Consider the following 12680-nt stretch of genomic DNA (forward strand, 5'->3'; position numbering starts at 1 on the left):
CCGGCGCCGCCGCCCGGCTGCCGTTGCCGTCCGGCCGCCGCGTCGTCGCCTCGAACAACACCGCGATCATGTCGCTGGGCGCCGCCACGCTGCTGGGCCGGCGGTTCGCCTCGGACGATCGCCGCGCGGAGGCCGCGGCGGTCACCTTCACGACGGAGCCGCTGACCGCCGATGCGGTGCTGTCCGGTCCGCTCAATCTGCATCTACGCGTCCGTGCCGAGGGCACCGAGGCGTTCTGGTCGGTGACGATCACCGATGTCGAACCCTCGGGCGTCTCGGCGCCGCTGACCCGCGGTGCGCTGCTGTCGTCGCTGCGCGCCATCGACGACTCCGTCAGCACGTATGTGGACGGAGAACTGTTGTCGCCGAGGCGAACTCTGCGCGTCGAGACGGCCCGGCCGGTGGTGCCCGGCGAACCGTACGATCTCGACATCGAGATCAACCCGACCGAGGCACTGCTGCGCGCCGGTCACCGCCTGCGAATCGCCGTGGCGCCCGGCAGTTTTCCGCGGCACTACCTGCCACCGGCGCTGAAACGGCGAATCGGCGCGCAGAGCGTGGTGATCGATCCGGCGTGGCCCAGCTACCTCACCTTCCTGGCATCCGGGCCGCTCGGACGGCCTCCTTCGTAACGGCTGGGGACGCCCCGGCGCAGGCAACGGGTTTTCGAGGCAACCTCCCGCTACCCGCCTGTTCCGGAGTAGGGGTATACCCGGCATGCGAACGAATTATCCTGCTGGGCAATGTATTCAGGCGGCGATGCGATCTATCGTGGAGGCGAGCATCGGCGGCGGCCCGGGGCCGCGAGGCGCGATGCCGGGGGATCCTCGCTCGAAAGGAAGCATATGAGCCTCGTTGCCGATGCCGACGCCGATATCGACGGGACCGCCACCGATCCGGAATCGGTGCCCGGCCGCACCCTGCGCCCGGAGGTGGATCCGTTCTACGACCCGCCGGAGGCGCTCGACGGCTACCGCCCGGGAGCCGTGCTGCGGTCGCGCCGGGTCGAGGTGGCGCTGTTCGGGCGGATTCCGCAGCAGGTGCAGGCATGGCAATTGCTGTACCGGACCAGCGATATGGACGGTGCCCCGGAGGCAACGGTGACGACCGTACTGCTGCCGTGCGACGCCGATCCCACCGTCGCCCGGCCGGTGGTGTCCTACCAGTGCGCGATCGATGCCGTTGCGCCCAAATGCCTTCCGTCCTACGCCCTGCGCCGCGGCGCCCGGGCTTTCGGCGCCGTTCCGCAGTTCGAGCTGCTGATCATCGCCGGGATCCTCGCCCGCGGCTGGGCCCTGTCGGTGCCCGATCACGTCGGCACTGCGGGCCGCTTCGGGGTGCCGCGCGAACCCGGCTATCGCATCCTCGACGGACTCCGCGCGGCACTGTCGTTCGCCCCGCTCGGCCTGGACGCCGCGCCGCCGATCGGTCTGTGGGGGTATTCCGGGGGCGGTCTCGCCACCTCCTGGGCGGCGGAGCTGGCGGCCGAATACGCTCCGGAACTCGATATCGTCGCCGGATTCGCGGGATCCCCGGTGGGCGATCCGACCCGCGCCGTGGCGCAGCTGAACCGGTGGGTGAGCGGGGCGGCCGCCAGCGGACTGGTCGCGCTGTGCATCGCCGGACTGCGCCGCGCCTACCCGGATCTGGACCGGATGCGGCCCCGGTTCAGCGCGGGATTCCTCGATCTGCTCGCCTACACCGAATTCGCCGCGACGATCCAGATCGTGCTGCGGGGCGCCGTCACCCGGCTCAGCGACGACGGCAACGACCTGACCGAACTGCTCGCCCACCCGGAGGTCCGCACCGCCCTCGCCGAGGTCCGGCCCGGCGACCGCCCGCCCGGGATCCCGATGTTCATCGTGCAGGGCGTGAACGACTTCATCGTCCCCGCCGCGGCCATCGACGAGCATGTGGCGCGGTACCGGGCCGGTGGCACGCACGTGCGCTATGTCCGCGACCGGCTCAGCGGCCACATATCGCTGGCGGTCATCGCCGCGCCGATCGTCGGAGATTGGCTCGACGCGCATTTCGCGGACCGAAAGCCCGAGGCCGACCGGGACAGCACGGCGACGGTGTGGTCGATGGCGCTGTCGGTCCAGGGCGTGACCGGGCATCTGCGCCAGGCGCTGCTCGCCGTGCGACTGTTCACCGGGCGACGGTTCAGCTGACGGAACGAACCGGGACGTGTGCGGCCGCGAAACGGGGCGTCCGGTAGGGAATCGGCGGGACGGGAAGCGCGACTTCTCCCCGGGTGCTCGATAGTCTGACGAGTGGAATCCCGAGTGCGATCGGGGAGGTGCGGTGACCGGTCCCAGCGAGTCCTACATCATCCGCGGGGGAACCGCGGGCCGGGAACGGCTGCGGGTGATCGCGTCCGTGCTGGAGCCGACCACCCGCGCCCTGTTGGAGCGGCTGCCGGTGCGGGCGGGGGACCGGTGCTGGGATGTCGGCTCCGGGGGTGGGGATGTGACCCTGCTGCTGGCCGATTTCGCGGGACCGGCCGGCTGGGCGCTGGGCACCGATATCGATCCGGTCAAGGTCGAACTCGCCGGACAGGAAGCGCACGCGTATGCGAACGTCGAGTACCGGACGGCCGACGTCCTGCGCGAAACCCCTTCGGAGAGCTTCGATCTCGCGCACGCCCGATTCCTGCTGTCACATCTCACCGACCCGGGCCGGGCGCTGGCCGCGATCGTCGGGTCGGTCCGGCCGGGCGGGGTCGTGGCGGTCGAGGACGTCGACTTCTCCGCCCCGCTGTGCCATCCCGACGTCCCCGCATTCATCCGCTACCACGACCTCTACATCCGCACCGCCCAGCAGCGCCGTGCCGATCCGCTGATCGGCCCGCGCTTGCCGCACCTGCTCCGGCAGGCCGGACTGAGCGATATCCACGCCTTCGTCCACCAGCCCGCGGGCCTGGACCCGGCCTCGAAACTCGTCAGCGTCCTCACGGTCGAGAACATCGCCGACGCGGCCTTGGAGGCCGACCTCACCACCCCGGACGAACTGTCCCAGCTCCTCGCCGACCTCCGCGCCACCGTCGACAACCCGAAGGTCCTGATCGGCCTCCCCCGGATGGTCCAGGCCTGGGGCCGCGCCCCGGATTAGCGCGGGAGCAATGGACGACCGCTTCCCGGCCGCCGGGAGTGGGGTGACCCGGCCGCCGGGAAACGGCGCACCCACAGCCTGCGCCGTGTCCGCATACCGAACCAGGTTTGCGCTTGGGGCGAACGCAAGTACGCCGGAGAGGGGCACGATTCGGGCTCGACACCATCGGCCGGTCCCTCACGCCTGCGTGTTCGCCTTGTCCAGCAATACTTTTCGTTCTCGCTCGTTCCCCGTGAGGCGGGCCGCCGCGGCGTATTCCGCGCGCGCTTCCTCCATGCGGCCGAGGCGGGTCAGCAGTTCGCCGCGGGTCGCGTACAGCGGGTGGTATTTCGCGAGGGTTCCACCGGCGACCAGCTGGTCGACGATGCGCAGGGCGGGGGCGGGGCCGCGGGCCATGGCGATGGCGACCGCGCGGTTGAGTTCCACGACGGGGGAGGGGGTCAGTCGGGCGAGGGCCTCGTAGAGCAGCACGACGCGGTCCCAGTCGGTGTCGTCGATCGACGGCGCCGCGGCATGGCATTCGGCGATCGCGGCCTGCAGCGCGTAGGCCCGGCGGCCGTGGCCGAGCGCGTCGGCGCGGGCCAGGGCGGCGCGGCCGTGCGCGATCAGCCCGCGATCCCAGCGCCGGCGGTCCTGGTCGGCGAGCAGCACGGGGTCGCCGTCGGCGTCCAGCCGTGCCGGGAAACGGGCGGCCGTGAGCTCCATGAGCGCGACCAGCGCGTGCGCCTCGGCCTCCGACGGCACCAGCTCGGCCAGGATGCGGCCGAGCCGGATGGCCTCGCGGCTCAGTTCCGGCCGCATCCAGTCCGGGCCCGAGGTGGCCGCGTGACCCTCGTTGAACATCAGATACAGCACGCCGAACACCCCGGCCAGCCGCTCGGTGAATTCCGCCCGCTCCGGCACCTCGAACGGAACCTTCGCCGCGGCAAGGGTTTTCTTCGCCCGCACGATGCGCTGCTGCACGGTGGTGACCGGCACCAGGCACGCCCGGGCGATCTCCTCGCTCGACAGTCCGCCGATCACCCGCAGGGTCAGCGCGACCTGCGCCTGTCGGGCCAGCACCGGATGGCACGCGACGAAGACCAGCCGTAGCACGTCGTCATCGATAGCGTCCGGGTCCCACGGCAATTCGGCCTCCGCGTCGATATCGCGCGCGAGCGAGGCCAGCCGCTCGTCGTAGCGTTCCTGCCGCCGCCAGCCGTCGATCGCCCGGCGCTTGGCGACCGTCGTCAGCCACGCACCCGGATTCGCGGGAACCCCCGATTCGGGCCATTGCGCGAGCGCCTCGGCCAGCGCCTCCTGCGCCAGGTCCTCCGCGAACCCGAAATCGCCGACCACCCGCGTGAGTGTCGCGACGATGCGCGCGGATTCGATGCGCCACACCGCCGCGACCGAACGCCGCGCGGACTCCGCCGCATCGCGCGCGCGGCGTTCGGTGCCGGACATCCCGGTCAGGCCTTCCGGTTCGCGAGCTCCTCGCGCCAGCCGATCTCCTTCTGGACCCACTCGTTGTCCTGCGGGAACTCCTCGACACCCGGCACCCGGCGCACCTCGATCTTCGAACCCGACTCCAGCGGTGCGCGCTTCGCCCACTCGACGGCCTCCTCCTGCGAGGCGACCTCGAGGATCCAGAAGCCCGCGAACAGCTCCTTGGTCTCGCCGTACGGGCCGTCGGTCACCAGCGGCGGCTCGCCGGAGAAGTCGACCACGCACCCCTCCTCGGCCGGGGCGAGTCCTTCACCGGCCACGACCACGCCGGCCTTCATCAACTCCTCGTTGTACTTGCCCATCGACTCGATGATCTGCTCGAACGGGATGTCCTTCGACGCCTCGATCGCCTCGTCGGTCGTGCGCATGATCAGCATGTACTTCATCGGTCCGCTCCTTCGATTCCGGGTCGCCGATCGACCCGCTCACCCAGACGTCGAACGAGCGGGCCCCGGATCGACAATGCCGACCGAAATTCTTCCAGCGAACCTGCCCGGACTACCGCGACTTGGTCAGATCCATGCCCGGCGCCGCGTCGGTGAGGACCGCGGCGGCCGGAACGACCGTGCGACCCTTCTTGCGCGACCGCAGGCGCCGCTCCAGCCAGGTGGCGAAGCTGGTCAGCGACCAGTTCAGCGCGATCATGATGACGGCGATGACGATCAGCGACGGCACCGTGTTCTGCTCGGCCGCACCGAGCTGCTGACCCTGCCGCACGATCTCCTGATAGGTGATCTGGTAGCCGAGCGCCGTATCCTTCAGCGCCACCACCATCTGCGACACGATCGCGGGCAGCATCGCGGTGATCGCCTGCGGCAGCAGGATCATCCGCATCAGCTGACCCTTGCGCATGCCCAGCGCCACCGCGGCCTCGGACTGCCCCTTGGGCAGCGAGCGGATACCCGAGCGCACGATCTCCGCGATGACCGAGCCGTTGTAGACCGTCAGCGCGATCACCACGGCGGTCAGCGCGTACTGGCTGGAGTCGGTGAGGTCGTACTTCGCGATCACCGCGTACAGGAAGATCATCAGGATCAGCACCGGGATGGCCCGGGCGAATTCGACGACCGCGCCCGCCACGATCCGCACGCTGCGATGGTCCGACAGCCGCAGCAGACCGAAGATCATGCCGATCACCAGCGCGAACACGATGGACAGCACGGCCGCCACGATGGTGCCGCGCAGACCCGGCAGGATGTAGGTCTCCCACACCTCCGCGTCCACGAATGGCTTCCATTTGTCGGCGGCGAGCTGGCCCTTGTTGCCGAGGGCGTCGATGACCAGCCACACCGCCCCGACGATCACCGCGGCGACCAGCACCGAGTAGAGGTTGTGCCGGACGCGCGCCTTCGGCCCGGGCGCGTCGAAGAGGACGGAGGCACCCGAGCTCATCGCTTCACCTCGAATTTCTGTGCCAGCCAACCGAAGACGAATCCGGTGGGCAGAGTCAGGATCACGAAGCCGAGGGCGAAGATCGCGCCGATGGCCAGGACGTCGGCCTCGGTCTCGATCATCTCCGCCATCAGCAAGGCGGCCTCGGCGACACCGATCGCCGCGGCAATGGTGGAGTTCTTGGTCAGCGCGATGAGCACGCTGCCCAGCGGTGCGATCACCGACCGGAACGCCTGCGGCAGCACGATATAGCGCAGGTTCTGGCCGAAGGTCAGGCCGAGCGAGCGGCCCGCCTCGGACTGGCCCATCGGCACCGTGTTGATGCCGGACCGGATCGACTCACAGACGAAAGCCGCTGTGTAGATGGACAATCCGAGCACGGCGTAGCGGAAGTTGTTGGTGGGCAGGAAGTCCAGCCCGCTGCTCTCGCTGGCCAGCTTGACGCCGAGGGTGGTGTAGATGCCGAGCGAGCAGAACACCAGGATCAGCGTCAGTGGCGTATTGCGGAAGATGGTCACGTACGCCGTGCCGACCCAGCGCGCCACCGGCACCGGCGAGACCCGCATGGCGGCCACGATGGTGCCGAGGATCAGTGCCCCGACAGCCGACAGCAGGGTCAGCTTGATGGTCATCCAGAATGCGTCGAGCAACTGGTCTTGGTATCGGGAGATCAAGTCGAACACGGCGGACGTGTCCCTCCGATCGTCATGGAGTGGATCTGTTGGGGCGAGGGGCGATCCGGGAAAGATCGCCCCTCGTACGAGTGCGAATCAGTAGCGGTCGACCTGCGGCGGCGCGGCCGGTTCGAAGCCGGTGCCCGCGAAGTTCTTGTCGATAGCGGCCTTCCACGAGCCGTCGTTGACCATCGCCTCGATCGCGTCGTTGATCTTGCCGCGCGATTCCGTATCGCCCTTCTTCACGCCGATGCCGTACTTCTCGGTGGTGAACGGCTTGCCCACCAGCTTCAGCTGGCCCGGGTTCTGCGCGGCGAAGCCGGCGAGAATGATGTCGTCGGTGGTCAGCGCGTCGACCGCGTTCGACTTCAGCGCCTCCACGCACAGCGCGTAGGTGTCGTACTCCTGCAGCTGCACGTCGCCTGCGTACTTCTTCTGGATGTTCTGCGCGGGCGTGGAACCCTTCACCGAGCACAGCTTCTTGCCGCCGGTCAGCGACTCCGGGCCGGTGATGGAGGTGTTGTCCGAGCGCACCAGCAGGCCCTGACCCGCGATGTAGTAAGGACCGCCGAAGTCGACCTTCTCCTTGCGCTGGTCGGTGATCGAGTAGGTGCCGACCACGTAATCGACCTGCCCGTTCTGGATCAGCGTCTCGCGCTGCGGGGTCGGGGCCTCCTTGAACGTGATCTTGTCCTCGGACACGCCCATCTTGCCGGCGACGTACTTGGCGACGTCGACGTCGAATCCGGAGAACGTGCCGTCCTTGGTGCGCAGGCCCATGCCGGGCTGGTCGTACTTGATGCCGATGGTGAGCTTGCCGTCGGCGGCGTGCTCGGAGGCAGTCTTGGAACTGCCGCCACCACAGCCTGTCGCGACGACCGCGACGGCCAGGGCGCCTATGCCGAATTGCAGCGCACGGGTGATCCTCATCTAATTCCCTCTCTAAGGTGTGGTACTCAGGTGGTTGCCACGGGTCAGTGACTCAAGATCTTGCCGAGGAAATCCTTGGCGCGCTCGGATTCCGGGGCGGTGAAGAACGTTTCCGGAGCGCGGTCCTCCACGATCTGGCCGTTGTCCATGAACAGCACCCGGTCGCCGGCACGGCGGGCGAAGCCCATCTCATGGGTGACCACGAGCATGGTCATCCCCTCCTTGGCCAGGGACACCATCACCTCGAGCACCTCGTTGACCATCTCCGGGTCGAGCGCGGAGGTGGGCTCGTCGAACAGCATCACCTTGGGGTTCATCGCCAGTGCGCGGGCGATGGCGACGCGCTGCTGCTGTCCGCCGGACAGCTGGGCGGGGTACTTCTCGGCCTGATTGGCGATGCCGACCCGTTCCAGCAGCTGCATCGCCTTCTCGTGCGCCTGCTTCTTGTCGATGCGGCGCACCTTGATCGGCGCGAGCATCACGTTCTCGAGGATGGTCTTGTGGGCGAACAGGTTGAACGACTGGAACACCATGCCGACGTCGGCGCGCAGCTTGGCCAGGCCGCGGCCCTCGGCGGGCAGCTCGACGCCGTCGATGGCGATGGTGCCGGAGTCGATGGGCTCCAGGCGGTTGATGGTTCGGCACAGCGTCGACTTACCGGATCCGGACGGACCCAGGACGATCACGACCTGCCCCTTGGGCACCTCGAGATTGATGTCCTGCAGTACGTGCAGATCGCCGAAGTGCTTGTCCACGTCGCGCATCGAAATCATCGGTGGCGCGTCGGCAGCGTCGGTGGGGGTGGTCGGCTCGGTGGCAGTGCCGGGTGTTGCGTCGGCAGCGTCGGTCATGGAAACAGACCCTAGAGCGAAAGTGCTGGAAATGCGCAATATTCGCAGATGCGTCGCGCCGTTGCCCCCTGCCTTTAACCAATGCTTGACATTGGTGACCCGTATCACGGCCGATCAGCCGCAGGTCGGCGGGGTCGTCCGGGGATTTCCGCCAGCCGATACCCTGGACGGGTGAATTCGTCTACGCAGGTTGGAGTACGTGCCGCCGGGCAGCGTTCCACCACCGACACCTCGGCGGGGCGGACCTACGAGGTGCGCACCTACGGCTGCCAGATGAACGTGCACGACTCCGAACGGCTGTCGGGCCTGCTCGAAGACGCCGGTTACGTCAGGGCCGCCGCGGGGGCGACCGCGGATCTGGTCGTGTTCAACACCTGCGCGGTGCGCGAGAACGCCGACAACAAGCTCTACGGCACGCTGGGCCATCTGGCCCCGGTCAAGGCCGAGCGGCCGGGCATGCAGATCGCCGTCGGCGGCTGCCTGGCGCAGAAGGACCGCGACACCGTGGTGCGCCGGGCGCCCTGGGTGGACGTCGTCTTCGGCACGCACAACATCGGGTCGCTGCCGGTGCTGCTGGAACGGGCCCGGCACAACGAGCAGGCGCAGGTCGAGATCCTGGAATCGCTGGAGGCGTTCCCGTCGACGCTGCCCGCCAAGCGGGAGTCGGCGTATGCGGGCTGGGTGTCGATCTCGGTGGGCTGCAACAACACCTGCACCTTCTGCATCGTGCCGTCGCTGCGCGGTAAGGAGGTGGACCGGCGTCCCGGCGATGTGCTCGCCGAGGTGCAGGCGCTGGTGGATCAGGGCGTGCTGGAGGTGACGCTGCTCGGGCAGAACGTCAATTCCTACGGCGTGAACTTCGCCGACGCGGACGAGCATCGCGACCGTGGCGCGTTCGCAAAGCTGTTGCGGGCCTGCGGGAGTATCGACGGTCTGGAGCGAGTCCGGTTCACCTCGCCCCATCCCGCGGAGTTCACCGACGATGTCATCGAGGTGATGGCGGAGACGCCGAACGTGTGCCCGCAGCTGCACATGCCGCTGCAGTCCGGCTCCGATCGCGTCCTCAAGGCGATGCGCCGCTCGTACCGCAAGGGCCGCTATCTCGGGATCATCGAGAAGGTGCGCGCCGCCATGCCGCACGCGGCCATCACCACCGATATCATCGTCGGCTTCCCGGGCGAGACCGAGGAGGACTTCCAGGAGACCCTGGACGTGGTGCGGCAGGCGCGGTTCACCAGCGCCTACACCTTCCAGTACTCGATCCGGCCCGGCACCCCAGCCGCGACGATGGCCGACCAGGTGCCAAAGGCCGTGGTGCAGGAGCGCTACGACCGGCTCATCGCGCTGCAGGAAGAGGTGTCGCTGGCGGCCAACCGGGCGCTGATCGGCACCGAGGTGGAACTGCTCGTCGCCGAGGGCGCGGGCAAGAAGAACGCCGCCACCGCCCGGATGAGCGGCCGCGCCCGCGACGGCCGTCTCGTGCACTTCCGCCCACCGGCAGACAACACGATCCGCCCCGGCGACATCGTCACCGTCGACATCACCGAGGCCGCCCCGCACCACCTGATCGCCGACAGCCCGGTCCACACCCACCGCCGCACCCGCGCCGGCGACGCCCACGAACGCGGCGTCACCCCCAAGACCGCCCCCATCGGCGTCGGCCTGGGCCTGCCCACCATCGGCGCCCCGGAACCGGTCGCGGCGAGCGCGGGTTGCGACTCCGGTTGCGGCACATAGCGATCGGGTCGGCCGCCGGGCGCGGGATATCCCCGATTCGGGTGCGGACTACGGTGAGAGCGCACGGAGGACGATCCGATACGGCGATGAAGCGGTGGTGACCGGTGGTTGATCGCGGCGAAGACGAGGCACGGCGGGAGAGTTCGGCGGGAGAATCCGGCGATGACCGGTCGGCCGACGGTGGTACGACGGACGGTAGTATCCCGGCGGATGGCACCTCCGCACGCGAGGGCGAATCAGCGGGCCAGGCCGCCGAGCCGAACGAGGAGCAGATGAACCCGGCCGAGACGAAGGTATTCGAAGAGTTCCGCGACGACCTCGAGGCCGTCGAGCGCAAGATCGCGGGGGAGATCGATCCGGGCACGCGCGCCATGGTGGTGGCGGTGTCGGTGTTCGTGCTGCTGCTGTCGCTGGTGCTGCCGCACGCCGGCGGGGCGCGCGGGCTGGACGTGCTGCTCTACGACTCCACCGCCCAGGCCGAGCACATCGGGCTGCCGTCGCGGGTCTTCGAATGGTTCGTCGTCGTCTTCGGCATCGGCTTCTCGTCGCTGGCGCTGGTCACCCGCCGGTGGGTGCTGGCCTGGATCGCGGTGGCCGGCTCCGCCATCGCCAGCGTGTTCGGCGTGCTGTCGATCTGGCACCGGCAGACCCCGGGCCTGGGGAACTACGAGGGCGCGGGCCCCGGCGTCGGCCTGATCCTCGCCACCCTCGCGGTCATCGTGCTGACCTTCCACTGGATCAAGGTCGTGTGGAGCCGCACCGCCCTCCATCTCGAGGCCGAGGAACAGCGCCGCCAGGCCGCCGCGGAACGCGAGAAGCACGAACGCACCTGGCTCCGCGGCCCCGACGAGACCCAGGGCGAGCAGTAGCGAGATTCCGGCCGAAAGCATGCCGGAAGTAACTCCCTAGCGCCGGGTGACCGCCCCTTCGGCAGCCTCCGCCCACTCGCGCCACTGCTTGGCCTGTTCGAGGGCCTTCTCCTCGTCGCGGGTGCGACCGGCCGCGCGGGCCTTGGCGGCCTGCTCCTCGAACTGCGCCACCCGCTCCCGGAACTGGGCGGCACGGGCCACCGCCTCCGGATCGGTGCGCCGCCACTGGGTGTCGACCGCCTCGCGAACCCGCCGCTCGACGGCGCGCAGCTTGCCCTCCAGCTCCTGGATGCGCTCGCGCGGCACCTTGCCGATGGCGTCCCACTTGTCCTGCAGCTCGCGCAGTGCCGCGCGGGCGGTGTCGAGGGCCGCGGACTCCGGATCCAGCTGCGCCGGGATCTTGTCCTCGTAGTGGCGCAGCAGGTCCTCCTTGGCGGCCGCGTTCTGCTCGAATTCGGCGTCGCGTTCGGAGGCTGCGGCGTTGCGGGCGGCGAAGAACACGTCCTGCGCGCTCTTGAAGCGCCGCCACAGCTGCTCGTCGGCCTCCCGGGGGGCACGACCGGCGGCCTTCCACTCGGTCAGCAGCTCGCGGAAGACCGCGGCGGTGCCCACCCAGTCGGTGGAGTCGGACAGCTCCTCGGCGCGCACGCACAGCTCCTCCTTGCGCGACTTGGCCGCGGCCCGCTCCCGGTCCAGTTCGGCGAAGTGCGCGCCGCGCCGGCGGTTGAACGCCTCGCGCGCCTTGGAGAAGCGCCGCCACAGCGCGTCGTCGACCTTGCGGTCCACGCCGCGGATGGTCTTCCACTCGTCGAGGATCTCGCGCAGCCGGTCACCGGCGGCCTTCCACTGGGTGGATTCCGCCGCGATCTGCTCGGCCTCCGCGCACAGCGTCTCCTTGCGCTCGGTCTGCTCGTGGCGGGTGCGCTCCTTCTCCTCCTTGGCATGCGCGGCGGCCTCGTCGGAGTGCTCCATGATCGCCTGCAGGCGCCGGGCCAGGCCGTCGACATCGCCGATGACCGCCGCGGTGGGCAACGATTCGGCAAGTGCGAGGGCGGACGCCTTGGTCTTGCGGGCGTCGGTGCCGGCGGCCAGCCGCGCCTCCAGCAACGCGACCTCGGTGGCCAGATCGTCGAACCGACGGCCGAAGTGGGCCAGGCCCTCGGCCGCGTCACCGGCCTGCCAGGAGCCGACCTCGCGCTCGCCGTCGGCGGTCTTCACCCAGGCCGTGCCGTCCTCGTCGACCCGGCCCCACTTGCTCGGATCGCTCACCGTGGGGACGACCACCGGATGCGGGTGCTCCTGCGCGGGCCCCGGGGCGGGTTTGACCGCATGGGGTTTGGGGGACTCGGGTTTACGCGTGCCCGGCTTCGGCACGCCGGACGGACGCGGCGTGGGACCGGGCTTGGCGGCATCGGCGGGCGTGGGCCGCGGTGTGGCGGACCGCTGCGCGTCGGCGTCGCCGGCGCGCTGGTCCGTGCCGGGATCCGGGTGGGTAGCCTTCTCGGTTCCGTTGTTGTCGGTCATCGCTCCTCGTCCCTGCCGCGCGTCACGGCTGCCTGGTTACGCCCTAGCTCATCCCATTCAACCAGGCAGCCGACGGATTTGCCGTGTCTTGCCGGGGGTGGCGT

General features: G+C 69.5%; 12 protein-coding genes. 5 read left to right on the top strand and 7 right to left on the bottom strand.

Going from position 1 to position 12680, the window contains the following annotated elements; genetic code table 11:
• The 3 genes from NM1_RS35400 to NM1_RS35410 form a co-directional block, all read left to right on the top strand.
• Positions 1–632, top strand: a 632-nt coding sequence (locus NM1_RS35400) for a CocE/NonD family hydrolase C-terminal non-catalytic domain-containing protein (RefSeq protein ID WP_303757309.1), incomplete at its 5' end; no start/stop codon positions are given.
• 213 nt (positions 633–845) lie between these two features.
• Positions 846–2171, top strand: coding sequence for a lipase family protein (locus NM1_RS35405; protein ID WP_084520351.1), 1326 nt, complete (start codon positions 846–848; stop codon positions 2169–2171).
• 133 nt (positions 2172–2304) lie between these two features.
• Positions 2305–3111 carry a methyltransferase domain-containing protein gene (locus tag NM1_RS35410; RefSeq protein WP_068030529.1) on the top strand — a complete coding sequence of 269 codons (807 nt, stop codon included), beginning with the start codon at positions 2305–2307 and terminating at the stop codon, positions 3109–3111.
• A gap of 177 nt (positions 3112–3288) precedes the next feature.
• Here NM1_RS35410 and NM1_RS35415 read toward each other — a convergent pair whose 3' ends face one another.
• From NM1_RS35415 to NM1_RS35440, 6 genes are all read right to left on the bottom strand, one after another.
• Positions 3289–4557: an RNA polymerase sigma factor gene (locus NM1_RS35415; protein ID WP_068030530.1), complete on the bottom strand. Its 1269-nt coding sequence runs from the start codon at positions 4555–4557 to the stop codon at positions 3289–3291.
• A 5-nt stretch (positions 4558–4562) separates the two neighbouring features.
• On the bottom strand, positions 4563–4985 hold the full coding sequence (locus NM1_RS35420) for a YciI family protein (RefSeq protein WP_068030532.1): 423 nt from the start codon (positions 4983–4985) through the stop codon (positions 4563–4565).
• A gap of 112 nt (positions 4986–5097) precedes the next feature.
• Positions 5098–5991: an amino acid ABC transporter permease gene (locus tag NM1_RS35425; RefSeq protein WP_068030534.1), complete on the bottom strand. Its 894-nt coding sequence runs from the start codon at positions 5989–5991 to the stop codon at positions 5098–5100.
• Positions 5988–6674: an amino acid ABC transporter permease gene (locus tag NM1_RS35430; protein ID WP_084520352.1), complete on the bottom strand. Its 687-nt coding sequence runs from the start codon at positions 6672–6674 to the stop codon at positions 5988–5990. Before NM1_RS35430 ends, NM1_RS35425 begins: the two co-directional genes overlap by 4 nt.
• Before the next feature lie 87 nt (positions 6675–6761).
• Positions 6762–7595: a glutamate ABC transporter substrate-binding protein gene (locus NM1_RS35435; protein ID WP_068030538.1), complete on the bottom strand. Its 834-nt coding sequence runs from the start codon at positions 7593–7595 to the stop codon at positions 6762–6764.
• Positions 7596–7639: 44 nt separating this feature from the next.
• Positions 7640–8368 carry an amino acid ABC transporter ATP-binding protein gene (locus NM1_RS35440; RefSeq protein ID WP_068030626.1) on the bottom strand — a complete coding sequence of 243 codons (729 nt, stop codon included), beginning with the start codon at positions 8366–8368 and terminating at the stop codon, positions 7640–7642.
• Between the two features lie 159 nt (positions 8369–8527).
• Here NM1_RS35440 and miaB point away from each other — a divergent pair, with 159 nt between their 5' ends.
• Together miaB and NM1_RS35450 are read left to right on the top strand one after the other, a co-directional pair.
• Positions 8528–10183, top strand: coding sequence for a tRNA (N6-isopentenyl adenosine(37)-C2)-methylthiotransferase MiaB (gene miaB / locus NM1_RS35445; protein WP_373864088.1), 1656 nt, complete (start codon positions 8528–8530; stop codon positions 10181–10183).
• 272 nt (positions 10184–10455) lie between these two features.
• The gene (locus NM1_RS35450; RefSeq protein ID WP_068030633.1) at positions 10456–11052 is read left to right on the top strand and encodes an Rv2732c family membrane protein; all 597 of its coding nucleotides are present in this window, start codon (positions 10456–10458) and stop codon (positions 11050–11052) included.
• 36 nt (positions 11053–11088) lie between these two features.
• Here NM1_RS35450 and NM1_RS35455 read toward each other — a convergent pair whose 3' ends face one another.
• On the bottom strand, positions 11089–12576 hold the full coding sequence (locus NM1_RS35455; RefSeq protein ID WP_084520355.1) for a DUF349 domain-containing protein: 1488 nt from the start codon (positions 12574–12576) through the stop codon (positions 11089–11091).
• Between the last annotated feature and the right edge of the window lie 104 nt (positions 12577–12680).

Source organism: Nocardia mexicana NBRC 108244 (assembly GCF_001613165.1).
Lineage (GTDB): Bacteria > Actinomycetota > Actinomycetes > Mycobacteriales > Mycobacteriaceae > Nocardia > Nocardia mexicana.

Bases quoted from the DNA above. Each gene is read 5' to 3' on its own strand.
- NM1_RS35405 (WP_084520351.1), top strand. From the start codon at position 846: ATGAGCCTCGTTGCCGATGCCGACGCCGATATCGACGGGACCGCCACC.
- NM1_RS35415 (WP_068030530.1), bottom strand. From the start codon at position 4,557: ATGTCCGGCACCGAACGCCGCGCGCGCGATGCGGCGGAGTCCGCGCGG.
- NM1_RS35420 (WP_068030532.1), bottom strand. From the start codon at position 4,985: ATGAAGTACATGCTGATCATGCGCACGACCGACGAGGCGATCGAGGCG.
- NM1_RS35425 (WP_068030534.1), bottom strand. From the start codon at position 5,991: ATGAGCTCGGGTGCCTCCGTCCTCTTCGACGCGCCCGGGCCGAAGGCG.
- NM1_RS35435 (WP_068030538.1), bottom strand. From the start codon at position 7,595: ATGAGGATCACCCGTGCGCTGCAATTCGGCATAGGCGCCCTGGCCGTC.
- NM1_RS35440 (WP_068030626.1), bottom strand. From the start codon at position 8,368: ATGATTTCGATGCGCGACGTGGACAAGCACTTCGGCGATCTGCACGTA.
- miaB (WP_373864088.1), top strand. From the start codon at position 8,528: ATGCTTGACATTGGTGACCCGTATCACGGCCGATCAGCCGCAGGTCGG.
- NM1_RS35450 (WP_068030633.1), top strand. From the start codon at position 10,456: ATGAACCCGGCCGAGACGAAGGTATTCGAAGAGTTCCGCGACGACCTC.
- NM1_RS35455 (WP_084520355.1), bottom strand. From the start codon at position 12,576: ATGACCGACAACAACGGAACCGAGAAGGCTACCCACCCGGATCCCGGC.